General features: G+C 38.7%; 17 protein-coding genes and 1 other annotated feature. Of the genes, 2 read left to right on the top strand and 15 right to left on the bottom strand.

Annotation, left to right across the window (positions count from 1 at the left end; genetic code table 11):
• Nucleotides 1-104: 104 nt before the first annotated feature.
• The 11 genes from ACIPKN_RS00970 to zapA all read right to left on the bottom strand — a co-directional run bounded on the left by ACIPKN_RS00970 (nucleotide 105) and on the right by zapA (nucleotide 13,364).
• A complete protein-coding gene (locus ACIPKN_RS00970; RefSeq protein ID WP_400932549.1) occupies nucleotides 105-1,454 on the bottom strand; it encodes an amino acid permease in 1,350 nt (449 codons plus the stop codon).
• A 58-nt stretch (nucleotides 1,455-1,512) separates the two neighbouring features.
• Nucleotides 1,513-1,746, bottom strand: a binding site (T-box leader).
• A gap of 478 nt (nucleotides 1,747-2,224) precedes the next feature.
• Nucleotides 2,225-3,202, bottom strand: a complete 978-nt coding sequence (locus ACIPKN_RS00965) for an electron transfer flavoprotein subunit alpha/FixB family protein (protein WP_400932547.1) — start codon at nucleotides 3,200-3,202, stop codon at nucleotides 2,225-2,227.
• A gap of 51 nt (nucleotides 3,203-3,253) precedes the next feature.
• Entirely contained in the window at nucleotides 3,254-4,027 is a 774-nt protein-coding gene (locus ACIPKN_RS00960) for an electron transfer flavoprotein subunit beta/FixA family protein (protein ID WP_132357138.1), read from the bottom strand.
• 117 nt (nucleotides 4,028-4,144) lie between these two features.
• A complete protein-coding gene (locus tag ACIPKN_RS00955; RefSeq protein WP_400932545.1) occupies nucleotides 4,145-4,918 on the bottom strand; it encodes an enoyl-CoA hydratase in 774 nt (257 codons plus the stop codon).
• Nucleotides 4,919-4,932: 14 nt separating this feature from the next.
• The gene (locus ACIPKN_RS00950; protein WP_142508855.1) at nucleotides 4,933-5,514 is read right to left on the bottom strand and encodes a fatty acid metabolism transcriptional regulator FadR; all 582 of its coding nucleotides are present in this window, start codon (nucleotides 5,512-5,514) and stop codon (nucleotides 4,933-4,935) included.
• Nucleotides 5,515-5,717: 203 nt separating this feature from the next.
• Nucleotides 5,718-7,409 carry an AMP-binding protein gene (locus tag ACIPKN_RS00945; RefSeq protein WP_400932543.1) on the bottom strand — a complete coding sequence of 564 codons (1,692 nt, stop codon included), beginning with the start codon at nucleotides 7,407-7,409 and terminating at the stop codon, nucleotides 5,718-5,720.
• A gap of 559 nt (nucleotides 7,410-7,968) precedes the next feature.
• Nucleotides 7,969-8,382 carry a DUF350 domain-containing protein gene (locus ACIPKN_RS00940; RefSeq protein ID WP_132357141.1) on the bottom strand — a complete coding sequence of 138 codons (414 nt, stop codon included), beginning with the start codon at nucleotides 8,380-8,382 and terminating at the stop codon, nucleotides 7,969-7,971.
• A 22-nt stretch (nucleotides 8,383-8,404) separates the two neighbouring features.
• The gene (locus tag ACIPKN_RS00935; protein ID WP_400932540.1) at nucleotides 8,405-10,771 is read right to left on the bottom strand and encodes an endonuclease MutS2; all 2,367 of its coding nucleotides are present in this window, start codon (nucleotides 10,769-10,771) and stop codon (nucleotides 8,405-8,407) included.
• Between the two features lie 18 nt (nucleotides 10,772-10,789).
• The gene (polX, locus tag ACIPKN_RS00930) at nucleotides 10,790-12,499 is read right to left on the bottom strand and encodes a DNA polymerase/3'-5' exonuclease PolX (RefSeq protein ID WP_400932538.1); all 1,710 of its coding nucleotides are present in this window, start codon (nucleotides 12,497-12,499) and stop codon (nucleotides 10,790-10,792) included.
• A 59-nt stretch (nucleotides 12,500-12,558) separates the two neighbouring features.
• On the bottom strand, nucleotides 12,559-13,098 hold the full coding sequence (locus ACIPKN_RS00925; protein WP_323653177.1) for a CvpA family protein: 540 nt from the start codon (nucleotides 13,096-13,098) through the stop codon (nucleotides 12,559-12,561).
• Between the two features lie 5 nt (nucleotides 13,099-13,103).
• Nucleotides 13,104-13,364: a cell division protein ZapA gene (zapA, locus tag ACIPKN_RS00920; RefSeq protein WP_132357145.1), complete on the bottom strand. Its 261-nt coding sequence runs from the start codon at nucleotides 13,362-13,364 to the stop codon at nucleotides 13,104-13,106.
• A gap of 134 nt (nucleotides 13,365-13,498) precedes the next feature.
• Between zapA and rnhC the strand changes: the two genes are divergently transcribed.
• Nucleotides 13,499-14,425 carry a ribonuclease HIII gene (gene rnhC / locus ACIPKN_RS00915; RefSeq protein ID WP_400932535.1) on the top strand — a complete coding sequence of 309 codons (927 nt, stop codon included), beginning with the start codon at nucleotides 13,499-13,501 and terminating at the stop codon, nucleotides 14,423-14,425.
• Between the two features lie 129 nt (nucleotides 14,426-14,554).
• Here the strand turns inward: rnhC and ACIPKN_RS00910 are convergent, their stop codons facing one another.
• From ACIPKN_RS00910 to ACIPKN_RS00895, 4 genes are all read right to left on the bottom strand, one after another.
• Nucleotides 14,555-16,522: a methyl-accepting chemotaxis protein gene (locus tag ACIPKN_RS00910; RefSeq protein ID WP_400932533.1), complete on the bottom strand. Its 1,968-nt coding sequence runs from the start codon at nucleotides 16,520-16,522 to the stop codon at nucleotides 14,555-14,557.
• Nucleotides 16,523-16,867: 345 nt separating this feature from the next.
• On the bottom strand, nucleotides 16,868-19,285 hold the full coding sequence (pheT, locus tag ACIPKN_RS00905) for a phenylalanine--tRNA ligase subunit beta (protein ID WP_400932531.1): 2,418 nt from the start codon (nucleotides 19,283-19,285) through the stop codon (nucleotides 16,868-16,870).
• A 12-nt stretch (nucleotides 19,286-19,297) separates the two neighbouring features.
• The gene (gene pheS / locus ACIPKN_RS00900; protein WP_400932529.1) at nucleotides 19,298-20,335 is read right to left on the bottom strand and encodes a phenylalanine--tRNA ligase subunit alpha; all 1,038 of its coding nucleotides are present in this window, start codon (nucleotides 20,333-20,335) and stop codon (nucleotides 19,298-19,300) included.
• A gap of 749 nt (nucleotides 20,336-21,084) precedes the next feature.
• On the bottom strand, nucleotides 21,085-21,849 hold the full coding sequence (locus ACIPKN_RS00895) for a TrmH family RNA methyltransferase (protein ID WP_142508846.1): 765 nt from the start codon (nucleotides 21,847-21,849) through the stop codon (nucleotides 21,085-21,087).
• Between the two features lie 272 nt (nucleotides 21,850-22,121).
• Between ACIPKN_RS00895 and ACIPKN_RS00890 the strand changes: the two genes are divergently transcribed.
• Nucleotides 22,122-22,517, top strand: coding sequence for a (deoxy)nucleoside triphosphate pyrophosphohydrolase (locus ACIPKN_RS00890; protein WP_142508845.1), 396 nt, complete (start codon nucleotides 22,122-22,124; stop codon nucleotides 22,515-22,517).
• Nucleotides 22,518-22,599 lie beyond the last annotated feature (82 nt).

Below are 22,599 nucleotides of genomic sequence, written 5' to 3'. Positions count from 1 at the left end.
GTAGTATAGCATGGATAAATTCTCTTGAGCGAACAATCTGCCTAGTATGCGAAATTTATGAAAATTAAGGTCGAAAAAGGCATTAAGTTGTTTTGCTATTCAGCTTAATTTTCATGAAAACGACCTTTATAGACATACGTTAACGTAATAAAAAGATAAATAACTAATGTGATACCTGTTACGATAATCGATGTTGTGAAAATAATTCCAATTAGAATTGCACTTAACGCAATAATAGCGATCCAAGTTGTGTAAGGGAACCATTTCACTGCATAGGAACTTGTTTTTTCCGGCTGTATTTTACGCGATTTCAGATGCGCAATCGCAATAATTAACCAAATAAATAACACGGTATATCCAAGCGAACCCATTAGGAAATCAAATGTTTTACTTCCAGCAAATAAAGAAAAGATTACAGCTATATATAAAGCTAAAGTACACATTAATATGGCATATACCGGAACTTTCGTTTTTGATAAATGTGCAAAGATTTTAGGAACACGTCCGTCTACAGCTTGTGTATACAGAACTCGTGATGAACCATAAAGCCCGGAGTTCATTGATGAAATAATTGCTAGTAAAACAACAGCGTTCATAATATGGTCAGCACCAGGAATCCCAATCATTTTAAAGACCATTACAAACGGACTTTCTGGCACCCCGTTTACTTCATTCCAAGGAATCAAACTAACGATAATAAAGAAAGGAACTAAATAAAAAGTCACAATACGTACTAATGTACTGCGAACAGCTTTTGGCACTACTTTCTCAGGATTTTTCGTTTCAGCTAATGTAATACCAATAATTTCAGTACCACCATAAGAGTAAATAACTACAAGCATTGCAGCAATCAATCCCTTTGATCCGTTCGGGAAGAAACCACCATGCTCCGTTAAATTAGAAAAACCAACAGCTGTATGATTACCAAAAGTAACAAGCAATAAAATTAAACCGGCTATGATGAATACCACAATTACAGTAATTTTAATTAACGCCAGCCAATATTCAGTTTCAGCAAAAACTTTCACAGATAATAAATTAATAGCTGTAACTAACACCGAAACAGATAATGCAAGTATCCAGATCGGGTAATCTGGCAACCAATATTGAATAAAAATGGCCGCAACTATAGATTCTGCAGCAATATTTAACACCCACATTTTCCAATAGATCCAATCCAGGAAATAAGCTGGATACTTTCCTAAAACGGCTTGCACTAAATCTCTAAATGTTCTGGCTTCGCTATTACGGACTGCCATTTCTGCTAAACCTTGCATAACAAATAGCAAGATAATCCCGCCAATTAAGTACGCAATAAGTACTGATGGCCCTGCCATATCAATAGCTGCACTACTTCCTTTAAATAACCCTGCACCAATGGCACCACCTAGAGCCATCATCGTAATATGCCGTGAGGTCATCGTTCTTTTTAATCTCTGATTGTCATTTTCCATTTCCTTACCTCCTAAAATCAAAAAAGGCATATCGTCAGTTCCTTCATTATCAAATGAAAGAAGAGACGATATGCCATAAGCAAACCGCGGTACCACTCTAATTGGTTCTTTAAGAACCCTGCTTAAAAACCTAGTAACGAAGGTTAACCGTTCAACAAATAGAATATTTCGTAAATTCCATCTATCTTACCGCTCCTAGGCAAGTTCAAAGTCTTATTGGACTGCGTTGCACCAACCCGCAGCTCTCTTCACCAAATAATGAGCTTTTACTACTCCTAATCTTTGCGTTTCTTTATAAAAATTAATTATGCCTCGGTATAATTGCGTCTGGAATCGGCTTTGTGCTTAGCCTGCCTGATGAAGGCCAGTTAGCCGTTATCACCAATGATTTTAGGCTAACGCTCCTTTCCGATTCCGTGACATCCGCCGGAGGCTTTGGGCCAACGGGATGTTGGTCACTCAGTCGTTGTTGTTGCTGTCGCTTCGCTTTCGCACAGACAAAACCGTGTTGCTGTCGCTTTGCTTTCGCACAGACAAAACTGTGTTGTTGTCGCTTCGCTTTCGCACAGATAAATTGCCACAGGACGTGGCGTTCTTAGACTGAGTTCCTCTATTTCAGCGGATGTTTGATCTGCTGAAATAAGTTAAATTAATATTCATCACTATACGTTCTAAAATTAATTATGTCAACATTTTATTTTGCAATAACTTCAAAAAGTCAAAAAATTAACACAAAAAAGCGGGGAAGACACATCTTCCCCGCGCATTTATTAGGCATTCACTTTTAACGCTTTAAATTCTTCAATTAGAAGAGGCACTACCTCAAATAAATCACCTACGATACCGTAGTCCGCAACTTTGAAAATATTTGCTTCTGGATCTTTATTAATCGCAACGATTACTTTTGAGTTTGACATACCAGCTAAGTGTTGAATCGCTCCTGAAATACCCGCTGCAATGTAAAGGTCTGGTGTTACTACCTTACCTGTTTGACCGATTTGAAGTGAATAGTCGCAATATTCAGCATCGCATGCACCACGTGAAGCACCAACTGCACCACCAAGTAAATCCGCTAGAGCTTTTAATGGTTCAAAGCCTTCCTCAGATTTTACGCCACGACCACCTGCTACAACTACTTTTGCCTCAGAAAGATCAACACCCTCTGAAGATTTACGTACTACCTCTTTAATGATTGTACGAAGGTTTGTAATATCTACTGTAATAGAAGTGATGTCACCTGATTTACCGGCTACTTTTTCTAATGGTGCAATATTATTTGGACGAACTGAAGTTAAAACCATACCGTCTTTTACTTTAACTTTTTCAAAAGCCTTACCAGAGTAAATTGGACGGATGAATACAACATCATCGCCAGCACCCTCAATTGACGTTACATCGGATACAAGACCTGCTTGTAATTTACTTGCAATTTTTGGTGATAAATCTTTACCGTTTGCAGTATGACCAAATACGATACCAGTTGGCTTTTCTTCCTCAATTACCCCTAATAAAGCTTGACCATAGCCATCAGATGTATATTGTTTTAAATGTGGATGCTCCACTGTTACAACACGATCTGCCCCATATTCAAATAATGGACCTGTTAAGTTTGCTACAGCATCCCCTAAAAGAACACCAACAACCTCACCACCATCTGCGATTTGCTTTGCAGCTGCAATTGCTTCGAAAGAAACATTACGTAAGCTTCCTTCACGAACTTCACCTAATACTAATACTTTTTTTGTCATAGTATATTCCCTCCGTTACCCTTTAAGATTCGATTTGTGTCATCAGATGACTTAAACTACTTTCGCCTCTGTATGAAGTAGGTTTACAAGCTCTTTTACTTGTGCAGAAAGTTCGCCTTCTAGAATACGGCCTGCTGCCTTTTGAGCTGGTAAGAAAATATCAACTGTTTCTACTTTAACCTCTACATCGTCTTCATCGATATCTAAATCGTCTAACTCAAGTTCTGCAAGCGGTTTCTTCTTCGCTTTCATGATCCCTGGTAAAGATGGGTAACGTGGCTCATTTAAACCTTGCTGAGCTGTTATTAAAAGTGGTAAAGATGTCTCAATAACTTCTGAGTCACCCTCAATATCGCGTACAATTTTCGCAGATGTTCCGTCAATCTCAAGCTTTGTAATTGTTGTTACACAGTTAATACCTAGTAAATCTGCAACACGAGGTCCTACTTGACCAGAGCCTCCGTCAATTGCAACGTTTCCTGTTAAAATTAAATCAGCATCTTTATCTTTTAAATATTCAGCTAAAATATATGCTGCTGCATTTTGATCCAGTTCATCTAGATCGTCTTCTGTATTAATAAGAACTGCTTCATCTGCTCCCATCGCAAGAGCTGTACGCAATTGCTTCTCTGTATCTTCGCCACCAATTGACACAACTGTTACTTTACCACCAGCAGCGTCACGTACTTGGATTGCCTCTTCAATGGCATATTCATCGTAAGGATTGATGATGAACTCTGCGCCATCCTCTTGGATTTTACCACCCGACACAACAATTTTTTCTTCTGTATCAAACGTACGTTTAATTAATGCAAAAATATTCATATATCCATACCTCCTGCAACGTTTTTTATTTCTAAGTAAACTTATAAATATTATATATTTTCAGTGTCGATAACGTCGATAACACTCTTTCAAGTCGCTATCGACACTGATGGAATATTATTTACCAGTAAACACAGGCTCGCGTTTTTCAATAAATGCTTGAATTCCCTCTTTTGCATCTTCCGAAACGAATACTGCGCCAAAGGATTTTGCTTCTGCCTCAATTCCTTCATAAAACGAAGCATGTTTTGCATATTGCAATGTTTGAATAGCTGCTTTTAAAGCAACCGGGCTCTTCTTCGCAATTTTCTTCGCTACCTTTAGCGTTTCTTCCAATAATGCTTCATCTGTAAATGCACGGTTCGCTAAACCCCATTGTACAGCTTCTGTTCCAGAAATCGGCTCACTCGTAAACATCATTTCCGCAGCTTTTGCCACCCCTACATATCGAGGTAAGCGTTGTGTACCCCCAAAACCTGGAATAAGACCTAATTGTAATTCAGGTAGTCCTAATTTTGCAGATTCTGTCACAAAGCGCAGATGACAACTCATCGCTAATTCAAGGCCCCCACCTAGTGCGGCACCATGAATTGCAGCAATAATAGGTTTAGAGAACGATTCAACTCGTTCAAAAACTTGTTGACCATTGTTCGCTAGCTTTGAAAATTCATCACCAGATCCAACCTCTGTAAATTCTTTAATGTCTGCACCAGCTGAGAAGAAACGACCTTCGCCATGAAGTACAAGGACACGTACAGTGTCATCATTTTCTACTTCATCTAGCACAGCATTTACTTCGGTAATGATTCCGCGAGATAATGCATTGGCTGGTGGGCGTGCAATTGTAATAATCGCCACTCCATCCTCTGCTTTCCAACTTAGAAATTCCATTTCTCCACATCCTTTTAAGCTTTAATGCCGTTCAAGATTAATGCCTGAACTTTTGGAACCTGTTCTATCAAATCATATCGATATTCATTCATCACCCACGACGTAATGGTTTCGTCAATTGTTCCAAATACCATTTGACGTGCCAAGCGTACATCCATCGTTTGACTGAACTCACCTGATAGCATACCTTCGATTAAAATTTGATCAAGTAATTGTAAATACTCTCTTAACACCGAATTAATCTTTAGTCGTAAATCTTTATTCGATTGTCGTAGTTCCAATTGTGTAACGGTTGCTAGGTATCGATCTGTCGCTAGAACATTAAAATGATTTTCAATCATTCGTGAAAGTTTGCCCTTAGACGTACTTCCATTTTCTATTATATCTTGTAATGACTCTACAAAAACAGCCATTTTTTCATTAAAGACAGAAATTAATATATCTTCTTTATTTTTAAAATATAAATAGATTGTTCCGTCGGCCACCCCTGCCTGTTTAGCAATCTTCGATACCTGTGCTTGGTGATACCCATTTTCTGCAATAACGATGACAGCTGCATCAATAATTTGCTTATATTTTGGCTTATCACGTTTCACTTCTATATCACCACCTAAAAAAACTTGCACACGTCTAAATTCATGTTCAATACACGAATGTCATCCTTCAATATCAGCCATCTCAAACTGATTGTTAAGGATATGACGTGATCACCTAAAAAAATATGAAAATATGAATGGTCATTCATTCATATTTTCATATTATAATTTACATCTTTGCTTGTCAATACTTTACCACGTATTTATTTTGCTTCTTTATTCACCGATTTTGTTTTTTCTTCGTCTACTAATGAACGACGCAAAATTTTCCCAACTGCTGTTTTCGGTAGCTCATCTCTAAACTCATAATAGCGGGGAACTTTGAAAGCAGCTAAGTTTTGACGGCAATATTTATTTAATTCGTCTTCCGTAATCGAATATCCTTCTTTTAAAACAATATAAGCTTTTACGGTTTCTCCACGATACGGGTCAGGAATGCCCGCAACTATGCATTCTTGGATTTCCTCACGCTCATATAGTACTTCCTCTACCTCACGAGGATAAATATTAAAACCACCTGCAATAATTATATCTTTTTTACGATCAACTACATAGAAATAACCTTCTTCGTCCATATAGCCAAGATCGCCTGTTAAAAACCAGCCATCTACGAACGCCGCTGCAGTATCCTCAGGGCGATTCCAATAGCCTTTCATAACCTGAGGACCCTTTACAGCTATTTCACCAACCTCACCAACTGGAAGCGCCTCTGTATCCCCTGTACGTAAAATTATTGAATCCGTATTTGGCCAAGGTAAACCAATCGAGCCCATGACACGCTTACCCCAAATAGGTGTAGCATGTGTAACAGGAGCAGTTTCTGTTAATCCAAATCCCTCAACAAGTTTCCCCCCTGTTACCGCTTCAAATTTCTCCTGCACCTCTACCGGCAATGAAGCGGATCCACTTAAGCATGCTTTGATGGACGATAAGTCGTACTTTGCAATATCCGGGTGATTTAATAAACCAATATATAAAGTCGGTGCACCTGGGAATAGTGTTGGTTTTTGCTTATCAATCGTTTTCAACGCTGTCTCTGCATCAAACTTTGGTAATAACACCATCTTATTTTGCGTAAATACGGATAATAAAATAACAGCCGTCATACCATAAACATGGAAGAATGGCAGAACGCCCATAATGGTTTCCTCACCATGTACACATTTATACATCCACGCATCACACATTGTTGTATTTGCAATTAAGTTTTTATGGGTCAACATTACGCCTTTAGGGAAGCCAGTCGTTCCACCTGTATATTGAAGCAATGCTACGTCCTCTTCAAAATCAACTGGAATATCAATCATTTTGATGGGCGCTGAGCGCATAATTTCTGTAAATAAATGATTTTGACCACTATGTTCAACCTTTACACTAAAACCGTACTGCTTTTTTTGGATATAGGGATAAACCAAATTTTTAGGAAATGGTAAATAATCTTTAATAGCCGTGACAATTACATTTTCAAGTGCAGTTTCTTTTATGATTTTCATAACACGTGGATACAAAATATCCATCAATAAAATAACTTTCGCACCTGAATCAGCCATTTGATATTGAAGTTCACGCTCAGTATAAAGTGGGTTTGTTTGTACGACAATCGCCCCAGCATACATTGCCCCGTAGTAAGCGATTACACTTTGCGGTGAGTTTGGCAGCATAATAGCTACTCGATCCCCCTTCTCTACTCCAAGGGCTTGTAAATAGTTTGCGAACCTTAGCGCTGACTCATATAGCTCAGTGTACGTCAAATCCTTTCCCATAAAATGAATCGCAACTTTAGATGGATTCTTTTTATAGGCACGTGTCAAAAACTCTTGCACAGGAATTTCCTCAAACGTTAAAGACGATGGTACTTCTTCAGGATAATTTTTTAGCCATGGTTTTGTTGTCATACGTCCTCTCCCCTTTGCCCCAAATTTGTAAACTCTTATTTTAATTATAATGAAAACGAAATACTCTTTCAAACACAAAATAGAAAATAAATGTATTTTCGATTAATTATTATGCATTTCACAACATTTATATAACTGTATTCCTTAAGGTTTTGGAACGATAGAGCGTATGAATACTCATTCATTCAATCTTTTTTTATGCACAAGACTGCGTTAATATTTCTATATTTCAAAAATAATTTTTTATGATAGCTTTTTAGGTAGTTAAAGGAATATTAATAGATGTTAGTAGTTTTTTATGATGGTTTGAAACGAGGATAATGTAACTTTCGATTTTTTTCGAGGGTATTTTAGTTTTTTTATTTCACTTTGTCTTTCCTTTCCGTCGCTAGCTCCCTTAGCATTCCTTCCCTTTACCTATCAATATATATAAAAACGCATCCTCAAAAAAGGATGCGTTTTTTGCTTAAAGGGTCATCATATAATAGACACCGACTGCCAAAAATGCGATGCAGACAACGATTAGTACTTTTGCTAATTTTTCCATGTCATTACACTCCTATGCAATACTTGCCCCAATAACAAACGATAGACCGAGTGAAATGGTAAAGGAAATGAAACCGACTGAGCGATTATCGTTAGCGATTTCTTGATCAACATTAAAACGTGGTGTCATAAATTCGAATAAGAAATACGCCACAATTAGTAATGTAAAACCAAAAAGGCCCCAGCCAATCATTTCACTTAAAGTGCTATGGCGCGCAATGGAAAAGCGAAAAATATTACAGATCCCCAGTATTTTCCCGCCTGTTGCGAGTGCCACAGCGATATTACCATTTTTAATTTCTTCCCAGTTTTTATATTTCGTAACGACTTCGAACAATGCCATCGAGACGACTAAACATAATACAACAACACTAAAATATCCTGCCGTTTCGATAATTGGATATCGCCAAAAGCTAGAATTCAGCATTTTTCTCCGTCCCCTTTACTGCTTATTTCAATTCCACAACCGTGACACCTAATCCTCCCTCACCCGCTTCACCAAAACGGAAGGATTTTACCCGCTTATGCTTTTTCAAATAACTTTGAATTCCCTGACGTAATGCACCTGTGCCGACACCATGAATAATTGATACACGCCCATAGTTAGCAAGCAAGGCATCATCAATATATTTTTCCGTACGTATGATGGCATCTTCATACCGTTCGCCGCGTAAATCTAATTCTAATTTTACATGACTATTGCGATTTTTTACACCAGCCATACGTTGAACAGGTTCTTTTTCGGGTTTAATGTACTCTAGATCACTATCCGAGATTTTCATTTTCAGAATACCCATTTGGACAACCCATTCGGTATCCGATACTTTTTCAAGCAATGTACCCCGTTGTCCATAGCTTAACACCTTTACCTCGTCTCCGACAACTAAGTTTTGTGCACGAGCCTTTACTTGTGCCGCTTTTTTCAACACTTTATTGTTTTCAAACGGTGTAGCTTCTTCCAATCGTTTACGTGCTTCGATGAGTTCATGCTCCTTGACAACTTGGTCTGCATTTTTGCGCATTTCTCGAAGCTCAGCAATAATTGATTCTGCTTCTCTTTTTGCTTCATCAACAATTTTACGAGCCTTTTCTTTTGCTTTATTATCGAGTGATTCTTTTCGTTCCTCGTAAGCTTGTAGTTTTCCTTGTAGCTCTTTACGAAGTTCTTCAGACTCCATTAGTAACTCATGAGATCGTTCTGCATCATCTTCGGATTGGCGACGAGTCTCTTCTAGTGAAGCAATCATTGACTCTACCTCATGGCGATCTGTACCTGTAAAGCTTTTCGCACGGTCAATAATCGATTCTGGTAAGCCCAGACGACTTGAAATTTCAAATGCATTGGAGCGGCCTGGTACACCAATAAGTAGACGATATGTTGGACTCAATGTCTCAATATCAAATTCTACACTTGCATTGGCAACCCCTGGACGATTATAGCCATATGCTTTTAGCTCAGGATAGTGCGTTGTTGCCATAACGCGGGCGCCACGACCATGTACTTCATCTAAAATGGAGATGGCCAGAGCTGCCCCTTCCTGAGGATCTGTCCCGGCACCTAATTCATCAAATAGAACGAGTGATTCGAAATCAAACTTTTGTAAGATATCTACTATGTTGACCATATGAGAGGAGAATGTTGACAATGATTGTTCAATCGACTGTTCATCTCCAATATCTGCAAAAAGCTGCTTGAAAACAGCAAGCTCTGAACCATCAAGTGCAGGCACTGGTAACCCAGCCTGTGCCATTAATGTACATAGTCCAACTGTTTTTAAAGTGACGGTTTTACCGCCCGTGTTTGGCCCTGTAATCACAATTGCCGTAATATCTTTACCAAATTCAATATCGTTAGGAACCGCTGTTTCAATTGGTAAAAGCGGATGACGTGCACGAACAAGTCGAATATAGCCGTCGTTATTCATTTTAGGCATTGTACATTTGTTCGCTTGACCATATTTGCCTTTAGCTAAAATAACGTCAATCTCACCTAGTACTTTTACTAAATTAAATAAATCTGGAGCTACTTCCTCTACCATTGCACTTAAGGCAAGTAAGATACGTTCAATTTCAGCTTGCTCTTTCATTTTTAATCGATGAATCTCATTATTCGCTTGTACAATCGAATCTGGCTCGATAAATAATGTTTGGCCAGAAGATGATTGGTCATGCACAATTCCACCATAATGATGACGATACTCTTGCTTAACAGGGATAACGAAACGATCATTACGAATCGTTACGAGTGTATCTGACAGCATTTTTGAAGCATTGCTCCCACGTATAAGGCTTTCCAGCTTAGAGCGTACTTTAGCTTCCTCAGCGCGGAAAGATTGGCGAATGGATCGCAAAGTTTGACTTGCAGAGTCTAGCACTGAGCCGTTGTCATCAATACAGTTATTAATTTCATGCTGTAAGCCTGTCAAAACAGGCATTGACTCCTTTTTGGCGATGAAATGTGGAATCTCAATCACTTCTTCTGATTCTATATCTTCGATAAAATTGCGAAGAATTCTACTAGCTCGAATTGTACTTGAAACTTCCATTAGTTCCATCGCTGAAAGCATGCCACCGATTTGTGCACGCCTTGCAGCTGGTCGCACATCAAAAATCCCACCCATTGGCACATTGCCTTTAACACGTAAAATGGATAGTCCTTCATCCATTTCTTCTAATAATTGTACAACTTTTTCATAGTCTGTCTGTGGTACAAGCTGATCAACCGCTGATTTACCGATTGAAGAAGTACAGTATGTAGCCACTTGCTGACGTACTTTATCATATTCTAGTGTTTTCAATGCGCGTTCTGCGATCACTGAGAACACCTCCTCAATCTATTTATTTCGTCGAATAAACGCTTCAAATTGTTCTCGCGTCCATGTATTCACAATCATATCCTTTTTTAACCATGCTCTGTTTGCATAGCGCACCCCAATATCCATAAAGCGTAAATGAGCAATATCATGGGCATCCGTATTGATTGCTACGGGCACACCAGCGGCCATTGCCATTTCTAAATGCTCAACACATAAATCAAGACGATATGGATTCGCATTTAACTCTAAAATTTTACCATATTCCTTTGCCCACGAAATTAATTGTCCCATATCAGGATTATAGCCATTACGATCCTCAATAATGCGACCAGTTGGATGTGCAATCATATGAACGTACGGATTTTGCATCGCCGTAAGTAAACGTGCCATAATTTTGTCCTGCGATTGTGTAAAGCTAGAGTGAATAGAGGCAATGACGAAATCTAATTCTTTTAGCACATCATCCTCAAAATCTAGGGAACCATCCGGCAAAATATCCATTTCTGTCCCCGCGTATAAATGGAAATCAGGATGTGCTTCATTAAACGCCTCAATTTCAGCACGTTGCTTTGTTAAGCGCTCTGGCGTTAGACCATTCGCTACTTTTAAAAATTGTGAATGGTCAGTAATAACACTATACTGATACCCACACGCAATCAATGCTTCGCCCATTTCAGCTATAGAGTATGCACCATCAGACCAAGTCGTATGCATATGCAAATCTGCTTTAATATCTTCTATTTTCACTAGACTTTTAATGTCATCCGTTTTGTCAAATTCCGATGTTCCTGTACGCAAACTCGGTGGAATAAATGGTAAATCAAAATGCGCAAAAAATTCTTCTTCATCCTTAAACGTTAATACGGTGCCATTAGCCTGCTCTACACCATATTCACTAATTTTTTCACCACGGGCTTTAGCAATTTGACGCATGCGTACATTGTGATCTTTCGAGCCTGTGAAATGATGCAAAGCTGTTGCATATTCTACATCTCTTACTAATCGGAAATCTACACTTACAGGCTCATCTAGATCTAAAATAACTGAAATTTTTGTATCACCAGCTGCTACGACTTCTTGTACAGAAAGCTCATTCAGTAACTTTTCACGTACAGTTTCAACTGCTTCAGTTACAACAATAAAATCAATATCTTTACTTGTTTCAGCTGCACGACGGAAGCTTCCTGCAACAGAAAAACGTTCTACTTCTTCCATACTATCTAGAAGAGCTTCAATTTGTAAAACAACTGGCTCCAGCTGCCAAATCGGTAAACGTTCTGATCGATTTGCTAAATTTGCAAGTTCCTTTAAAATTTTTTCTTCGGTCTTAGCCGCAAAGCCTGCTAGCTCACGAACTTTACCTTCCTCACAAACAGCCTTTAAACTTTCCGCAGAATCAACCCCTAACTCTTGATGAAGCTTAGCAATTTTTTTACCACCTAAGCCTGGAAGTTTTAATAGCGGGAGCAATCCTTTTGGTACAATTTCTTCTAACTCTTTTAATAAGCTTGATTCACCATTTGTCATTAAATCCTCAATAACCGCAGCTGTACCTTTACCTATACCCTCAAGCTTTGTTACATCTTCCATCTCACTTAACGAGCGCTCGTCCCCCTCAAGTGCGGCAGCAGCTTTTCGAAAGGCAGACACTTTGAATGGATTTTCCCCTTGTAATTCCATATACAATGCAATTTTTTCAAATGTGCGAATAATTGTTTTTTTGTTCATTGGGAATTCCTCCTATCGTAAAAACACTTCCCTCAAAACCGAGAGAAGTGCACAGTTTGCTATTGCATATAAATATACCACCAATTTTGAAACATACTTGTAATAATTGGGGTGTGTTCCAAAATGAGACCACTTAACAACGACTTCGACATTAAACTTTGAATAGAAGCAACTGGCAATAAAGCAAGAATGTACAGCAAAATAAACATAATTAAATAGTTTTCAATCATGCCAAACAATGCTCCAAGCCAGCGATTCACTGTACCTAACACAGGTAAATACGCTATAAAATCAAAAATCGATGCCACAATTTGCATTGTAATTTTCACCGCAAAGAAAATAACTGCAAATGCAATGACACGGTAAAAAGTGCGGTCTAAATCCAGGCTATCAATAACTACTCCAAGACTACCTGAATCCGTTACACCTGGATACGGAACCCAAAACACAAATTTTTGTGCTAATGGTTTATAATAGATATACGCAACTATTAGGGCAACTATAAAGCTAACGATATGCATCATCTGAACAATGAAACCACGTTTTGCACCAACGATGAGCCCGGCTAATAGCACCACTAATATGATTAAATCTAACATTCACTTCAACCCTTTAATTTTTTCAATTCTTCTTCTAGTTTTTCCATTTGTTCTTTTAATAGTAAATAATCATGAACGGTATTTACTGCTGTAAGAACGGCGAGCTTTGTGCTATCAAGAGAGGGATTATGTACATTCATTTCGCGCATACGGTCATCAACAATTGAAGCGACAAGTCGCATATGTCCCATGGATTCAGAGCCGACCATTTTATATGTATGACCGTAGATTTCCACAGAAATTTTATTCTTTTCTTGATTTTCCATAGTCGCACCCTCCTTTAAAAATTTTTGTGCTCACGAATTTTTTTATTGTGAGCCGCTTACACAAAAAAGCTATTTATTATCATACCATGAAAGGTATAAAATTGTGAACAATGAGGACAGAAAGGAACGAGCAAATGTCAAATATTGTACTTTCCATATCAACAAATATACAAAAAGAGGTGATGTCATACTATGCAAACCATTTTATAGAGCGTAAAGCTCCAGGTGTTATCTTTGCCGCAAAGCTCCCAGATACAGCAATTACGATGTACAAATCAGGTAAATTAATGTTCCAAGGGGGAGGAGCTGAGCGAGAAGCTGCGCGCTGGGGAAACATAGAAGTAAAAAATACACAAAAATCATCGTCGTTAGGAGTAAAGGGCGACGTTCTTCCAGAAGGTTTTGCTACGATGTCGGTGCTAGGCTCAGACGAAACTGGTACTGGTGATTATTTCGGTCCAATAACAGTTGCAGCCGTATATGTCCCATCATCAAAAATTGCGCTTATAAACGAACTTGGTGTCAAGGACTCAAAAATGCTAACGGATGATTACATGCGTAAAATAGCCCCTGATTTACGTGCAGCTTGTGTCCATAGTGTACTTGTACTACGCAATGAAAAATATAACGAATTTCAATCACGAGGCTACTCTCAAGGTAAAATGAAAGCTATGATGCACAATCGAGCACTTAAAAATGCACTGGCGAAAATGGCGCCCGAAAAACCAGAACATATTTTGATAGATCAGTTTGCGGAACGCGGCGTTTATTACAATTACTTAAAAAATGAACGAGATATTGTTCGGGAGAATGTGCTATTTTCTACGAAGGCCGAGCAACTACATCTTTCCGTAGCAACTGCATCGATATTAGCTCGTGCTGCATTTTTAAAAGAAATGGACCGTCTAAGCGAGATTGCTGGGATAGAGTTGTTGAAGGGAGCTTCAGCGAAAGTAGATGCATTAGCAGCACGCATCTGGCGGAAACAAGGTGAGGAATTTTTACGTTCCATAACGAAATGGCATTTTGCGAATACTGAGAAAGCTAAAAAGATGAAATAATATTGGTCTATTAGACAAAAAAATTTCGCTATACTCCAGCAGATTACAAGTTATACACAACTTGTTCTCTATTGTAGTTAGCGAAATTCTTTATATCAAAAACTTATTATGATCAGATTTTTGTTTAGCCTAATATTTAAACTGTCTAATGGTTTGTTGTAGATTTTCAGACATTTTAGCAAGGGCTTCTGCCGATGCAGCGATTTCTTCCATAGAAGCAAGCTGTTCCTCAGTTGCGGCGGAAATATTTTGTGCACTTGCTGTATTTTCATTTGTTCGCTGAAGCACACTTTCAATTCCTATTGCCACTTGATTGGAATGTTCAGAAATAACTTTTGCTGTCTCTGAAATTTGTCCTATTTCATAGGTTACGCTTTGTACATTATCACTAATTTCTTTGAATGACTTTCCTGCCATATTTGTTACATCAATTCCCTTTAATACCTCGGCTGAACCAGCAGCCATTGATTCAACCGCTAGTTTTGTATCGGCTTGAATATAATCAATGATATCTTTTATTTGCATTGTTGATTGTGCGGATTGCTCAGCAAGCTTTCGCACCTCATCAGCAACAACTGCAAAACCTTTTCCATGCTCACCTGCACGAGCAGCTTCAATTGCAGCATTTAGAGCTAAAAGATTCGTTTGATCAGCAATTTGCGTAATAGCCTCTACAATACGTCCGATTTCATTTGAACGTTCACTTAGTGTTTGTACGGTGTTTTCAAGTGCTTGGACAGTACTTTGAATCATTTTCATTTGGCCAATTGCTGTTTGAATAGTTTGGTCTCCTATCACAACAGCCTCCATTGCTTTATTCGACATCTCATTAACGGTATCGGACTTAACGGCAATTTGTTGAATGGATGAAGACATTTCAAGTACAGCGTTAGTGCTATCATTAATTGTTTCGGCTTGCAAATCAACCGTTTCAGCAAATGTTTGAATGGAATCAACAATTTGCGATGTAGCTCGTTTATTTTCTGCTGTACTTGCTGTAAGTTCCTCCGATGATGCAGCTAACTGATTGGATTCCTCACCAATGTTACCAACTACACCACGTAAAGATAGAATCATTTTATTGAATATATCCGCCAATTTACCTATCTCATCATGTCTTTTAATGTCAATTAAATTACGTAAATCACCATCTCCTACCTGCTCAGCTACTGTTGACAACTTATTTAATGGCTGAGTGATTGTTCTTATAATGAAAGCACCAATGATTCCAAATACGATTAGAGCAATGACAATAACGGTCATCGTGTTTATTAATATTGGTTTTGTGATAGCTGCTACGTCTGCCAAATCCATAGTACCAATAATTTTCCATCCCGTTAGTTTATTGGTAGTAAAAAACACTCGATGCTTTTTCCCATCTTCTTCAATGGTAAAACTACCTTCTTCTTTTCCTTGTATCTTTTCTATATATGACTTTTTGAGCTCCGATCCTACTTCTAATTGTGGATCAGCAATAATAAGATTATTGGCATTTACTAATGTAGCATAGCCGTTATTACCAATCTCCACTGATTTCACTAGTTCGGAAATTCCGTCTAAATTTAGACCAATAGAAATAGCCCCTGAACGATCCTGTAAACCAGCTGATACTGCTAATATTAATTCACCTGTAATCGTTGATTTATATGGATCAACCATAACGTTTTTGCCTGGTGATTCAATAGCCTTTAAGTACCATGGTCGCGTAAATGGATCATAATCGGCTGAGGATTTAGCATATGGTTCACGCATAAATTTGTGCCCCTCAATTGCTAAATTGACAACAGAGACATTACTATGTAAAGCGTTATATTTTTCTAATTCCTTTAAAGCGTCTACATCTTGCACATTTTTATTAAAAGAAGCAGCTAAATACTCCACATCACTTTGAATAGGTGATATCTCATTTGAAATTAGTGTATTTAATAAATCAACATTTTCCCGCGAGCTATTACTTAATTCCTTGTCATATTGATCAGAAGCCTTCAAATATGAAAACGTACCAATAGCAATACTGGGGATTAAAAGTGTCAAGGTAAACGCCCATATTAATCGGGCTCGCATGGAAAAGCCTCTTCTTTTTCGATGATTTTTCATAATAACTACCACCCCAATAGTAAAATTTTCTATCCAAATTATACTATACACAAATATAAATCAAAAATTTATTTTTTGTTATTTCTAAATATTGCGAAATACTTAAACATGTAAATTTACTTAAAGTCTTCTCTTTAGCGCTTTATTTCTCTCACACTTCCAATAAAAATGATGTGAATAAAACGAAAAGCTGCCTCATTAAAAGACAGCTCACAAAAACATAATCAATAATACCTCGGCATAATAGCGTCCGGACGCTTTAACTTCTTTCAGCGCTTTAGAGGTACATCTGTACTTGTCGCTACGCGTTCGGTACAAAACATATATGCTGAAAGAAGTTGAAAATTAGCGTACTTCTGTACCTTCAATTGTTGCAATAGCTTTTAACACTTTGTTATGTGCTGCAACAACCTCTTCATCTGTTAAAGTACGTTCTGGATCGAAGTATGTTAGGGAGAATGCAACTGATTTTTTACCAGCCTCCATTTTTTCACCTTCATATACGTCGAATACACGAACGTCTTTCAATAATTTCACGCTTGCTGAGCGAATCGCAGCAATAACCTCTCCAGCTGTTGTTGTACGGTCCATGATAAGTGCAATATCACGAGACATTGCTGGGAAGCGAGGCACTGGTGTATAACCAAGAGGTGCTTCTTTTGCATTAGCATTTAATAATGTTACTAGATTCATTTCCATTACATATGTGTCTTTTACACCCCATGCTTTTTGCTCTGCTGGATGTAATCCACCGATAATACCCACTTGTTCACCGTCTAAAAGAATGCTAGCAGTACGTCCTGGATGTAATCCATCTACTTCAGCTTTCACAAATGAAATACGGTCCTCTAAACCGAGCTTACCGATAACACCTTCTACAATGCCTTTTAAGACGAAGAAATCTACTGCTTTTTTCTCCCCTTGCCAAGCATGGTCAAGCCATTTTCCTGTAACTACTGCAGCCATATGCTCTTCCTCGTATGGTAGCCCCTCTTCTGATTGACCAAGGAATACTGAACCGATTTCATACAATGCCACATTGTCAGCTTTACGTGCAACATTATATGCAGCAGCTTCAATTAAATGTGGGATAAGACTTTGACGTAGTGTTGAACGGTCCTCACTCATCGGCATTAGTAAACGTGTTACTGGCTCAGCTTTCAATGCAAAGCGTTGTGACAATGCATCTGAAGTTAATGAGTAAGTGACAGCTTGGTAAAGGCCTGCCCCTTCCATATAGTTACGAACTAAACGACGATTTGCTTGATATGGTGTTAGACGACCTACTTGGTTTGCTCCCTCTGGTAAAGTCATCGGGATTTCATCATAGCCATATAAACGAGCAATTTCTTCTACAATATCTTCTTCAATTTTAATATCTTGACGACGTGTTGGTGCATCAACGATTAGTAAACCATTTGCTGCTTCTACGCCAAATTTAAGACGCTCTAAAATAGTCAACATTTCTTCTAATGAAATTTTCATACCTAAACGTTCATTAATAAAATCTGGAGAAACGACAACACGTGCCGGTGATTTATCTAGTTCATCCACGATGCATGTTCCCTCTAACACTTCACCACCAGCTAGTTCAGCTAGTAGTGCTGCAGCACGTTCTGCAGCTGGTAATACACGGTTAGGGTCAACACCCTTTTCAAAGCGAGCAGAAGCATCTGAACGCAGTCCAAGATGACGTGATGTTTGACGTACAGTTAAACCATCGAAATAAGCAGATTCGATCACAACCGTTGTTGTAGAATCATTTACTTCAGAGTTTGCACCACCCATTACACCTGCGATAGCTACTGGCTCTTTGCCATTTGTAATGACTAAATCTGTTGCTTTTAATGTACGCTCTTGGTCATCTAAAGTAGTAATTTTTTCGCCTTCTGTTGCTTTACGCACTACGATTTCATTTGTTGCAAGACTATCGTAGTCAAAGGCATGAAGCGGTTGACCGTATTCCATTAAAATGTAGTTCGTTACATCGACAACATTATTATGAGGGCGTACACCTGCTGCCATTAAGCGATTTTGTAGCCACATCGGTGATTCCGCGATTTTTACGTTTTTCACAACTTTTGCTACATACATTGGGTTCGCTTGTAAATCTTCTACTCGAAGCTTTAACATGTCTTCTGCTTTTTCAGAAGATGTGCTGTAGGCGATTTCTGGATACTTCACTTCTTCAGATAAAATTGCGCCAACTTCATACGCCACACCTAGCATTGACAGTGCATCTGAGCGGTTTGGTGTTAAACCAAGCTCTAATACTGTGTCACGTAAACCTAAAATAGCAAGGGCATCTGAACCGACCTCTGCACCCTTAGGAAGCACATAAATACCTTCAGAATATGCTTTAGGAACTAGTTTCCCTTCGATTCCTAACTCTTGTAATGAACAAATCATACCGTTTGATTCATGTCCGCGAAGTTTCGCTTTTTTTATTTTAATGCCGCCTGGTAAATGTGCACCAGGACGAGCGACAATAACTTTTTGACCAGCATCAACGTTTGGAGCACCACAAATAATTTGTTGTGGTTCAGCTTCACCAACATCCACTTGGCAAATATTTAATTTATCTGCTTCAGGGTGTTTCTCCTTTGATACGACATAGCCGACAACAACTTTATCCATTGCGTTAGCACGGTCAATTACTGCATCTACTTCAATTCCAGAGCGCGTAATTTTTTCAGCTAACTCCTCAGGTGTTAAATCCTGTGTACTTACATACTCTTTTAACCAATCTAATGATACTAACATTTGTTATCCCCCTTACGCTTCTGTTCGCTCAAATTGTGATAAGAAACGTGTGTCACTTGTATAGAAATGACGAATATCGTCGACACCATATTTCAACATTGCGATACGTTCAGCACCAATACCGAATGCAAAGCCTGATACTTTCTTCGGATCATAGCCTGCCATTTCAAGTACATTTGGATGCACCATACCAGCTCCTAAAATTTCAATCCAGCCTGTACCTTTACATACGTTACAGCCAGAACCACCACATTTGAAGCAAGAAATATCCATTTCAACAGATGGCTCTGTGAATGGGAAGAAGCTTGGGCGAAGTCGAATTTCGCGCTCCGCACCAAACATTTTTTTCGCTAATGTATCAAGTGTACCTTTAAGGTCACTCATGCGAATATTTTCACCAATCACTAACCCTTCAATTTGCATGAATTGGTGAGAGTGTGTAGCATCATCGTTGTCACGACGGAATACTTTCCCTGGACAAATAATGCGAATTGATTCACCCTTCTTCTCTTCCATCGTGCGAGCTTGCACAGGAGAAGTATGCGTACGTAATAATATTTCCTCGGAAATATAGAACGAATCTTGCATATCACGAGCAGGATGTCCCTTCGGTAAGTTTAGTGCCTCGAAGTTATAGTAATCCTTTTCCACTTCCGGTCCTTCAGCAATTTCATAGCCCATACCGATAAATAAATCTTCAATTTCTTCAATAACACGTGTTAATGGATGACGATTGCCAACTTTAATTTCACGGCCAGGTAAAGTGACATCAATCGACTCACTTGCTAATTTTTCAGCAATTGCTGCTTCCTCTAGCACAGTTACCTTTTCCTCTAATACAGCAGTTACATTTTCACGAACTGTATTGACTAAAGCACCCATTTTTGGGCGTTCCTCAGCTGATAATTTCCCCATACCTTTTAATAAATCAGTGATAGGTCCTTTTTTCCCTAGATATGCTACTCGCACATCATTTAATTCCTTTAAATTTGCTGCCGCTTCAATTTTAGCAAGTGCTTCTTGCTCTAATTGTTTTAATTGCTCTTCCATGTAATAAACCCTCCTTGTTCAAATCCATGCCAATTTTGTTGATGGCATAAAAAAACTCGCCCCTAAAAAAAGGGACGAGGACATATTCGCGGTACCACCCTAGTTATTGCAAGGAAAATTCCTAACAATCACTTCATTGACATAACGACTAGATTAAAGCCGGCATACCTTTACAGCGTTTCGCTGGTCCCGGTAGCTGCTCGCAGGATGAATTCAAAACTGCATTGGTACGGCACTGGCTCTCAATCTTCGGCCTGCGCTCCCTGTCGTCCATTCACAATCTTTACTACTTCCCGGTCAAAGCATTTTCGTTTACATTTTAACAGTGATTATACAATACTATACCAATTCAAATCAAGAGCCATGTGCCTATTAACAGCAATATAATGGCTTTATCGGCAATTTTAGTTTATCACGTGTGGTTGATTTCCGTTCCGACTGGGCGCTTTGTAGCTGACGCTTCGCTTTCGCTACAGAAAACATTTGTTGCTGACGCTTTGCTTTCGCACAGAGCAAAGCTTCCTGGGGGCGTCCGATGAACCGCTTCGCTTCGCTGCAGGGTCTCGGGCCAACACGATGTTGGTCACGAAGGCGTTATCACAGGATGTGATGCTTTTAGCCTTCGTTCCTCTATCGCTGATCCCCAAGGAGTCGCCCAGCCTCCACTACAATCAACTAATATCAGTGCCTATATTAAAAAATGTCACCCACAACTGTGATGATTAGTACAGTTGCAACACTTCTATTACCTACTTAACAAATCCATATAAAACGATTCCTGTTGCCACTGCTACATTTAGAGACTCTGCTTGCCCCAAAATTGGAATAATAATATTTTGATCTGTCATCGAAAGTAGTTGTGGATGAATACCACTACCTTCATTCCCCATCATGATCGCGAATGCACCAGTATGTTCAATATCACTATAGACAACTGCATCCTCATCTAAAGCAGTCCCAAATACTGGTACACCATTATTTTGTAGCTGCTCAATCCATTCCTCTAAATCACCACGAATGACCGGGATATGGAAATGTGAGCCTTGTGCAGAACGAAGCGTTTTAGGATTATATAAATCCGCACAGCCCTTACCGAGTATGACTGCATCCAAACCAGCTGCATCTGCAGTACGAATCATCGTCCCAATATTTCCTGGATCTTGCACGGCATCAATTAGTAGCACCTTGCGCCACGTGGCCATTACATCTTCGTCTAACAAAGGCTGCTTACAAACCGCAAATACACCTTGAGATGTCTCCGTTTCAGCAAACTCCTTGGCAACAGCCGCCGTTACCTCAACGATGGCCACATTATCAATCGGCCAAAGCATTGGTAATTCTACACCTTCACGTACAATTAGTTGCATCACCTGCTCCGTATTTTTTAATGCTTCTTCCACCAAGTGGAATCCCTCTACTAGGAATTCTCCAGATCTTTCACGCTCTTTACGTGTTGTAGCAAGCTTCTTCCAATATTTCACTAACGCATTTTGCGTAGATTCAATTCTTTTCATCGTACCTCGTACCGCCTTTTTCCTATATATTGTTCATTATTATACAGTAGAAAACGATAAATTACATAGCCATGCAAAAAACAGTTTAATTGTTAAAGCTCATTTTTTTAAAATCAACGTTCTTTTAAGGAAACGAATTGTAATTATCACCCCCAATAAATATAAAATCACAAAAATACATGTTATAATTTTCAATATTTTAGAAATACAAAACAATTCTCATTTTGGGTGATGGCTTTGCTAATAGAGACATAAATTTGAGGGTGAAATAAATGAAAAAAAATGTACATGTAGTCGGTGCAATTATTGAAAATGATAAGCACGAAATTTTTTGTGCGTTAAGAAATCCTAATATGGTACTAGCAAATTATTGGGAATTCCCTGGTGGTAAAATCGAAGAGGGCGAATCGCCTGATCAAGCCTTAATTCGTGAAATATTAGAGGAATTTAATTGCTCTATACAAGTTGGCGAAAAGGTTGAGGATACCATTTATGAATATGAAAAATTTATCGTACGCTTAGAAACATTTAAAGCGTCAATTACAAAAGGAGAGCCGGTCCTGCTAGAACATACTGAAATTAGATGGGTTCCTCGAAATGAGCTGCTAAATCTTAATTTTGCTCCCGCTGATATTCCAGCGATCAATAAAATACTTGCAGAAAAATAGTAGAGATAAAGTGAAACTTTAATCAGTGGGGGTTCTTTCCTCCCCACTGATTATTAGTCTTCACAATCAGGCTTTTATGGGC

It is taken from the genome of Lysinibacillus sp. NPDC086135 (assembly GCF_044746345.1).
Taxonomy (GTDB): domain Bacteria; phylum Bacillota; class Bacilli; order Bacillales_A; family Planococcaceae; genus Lysinibacillus.
This window is presented reverse-complemented; position numbering and strand designations above follow the sequence as displayed.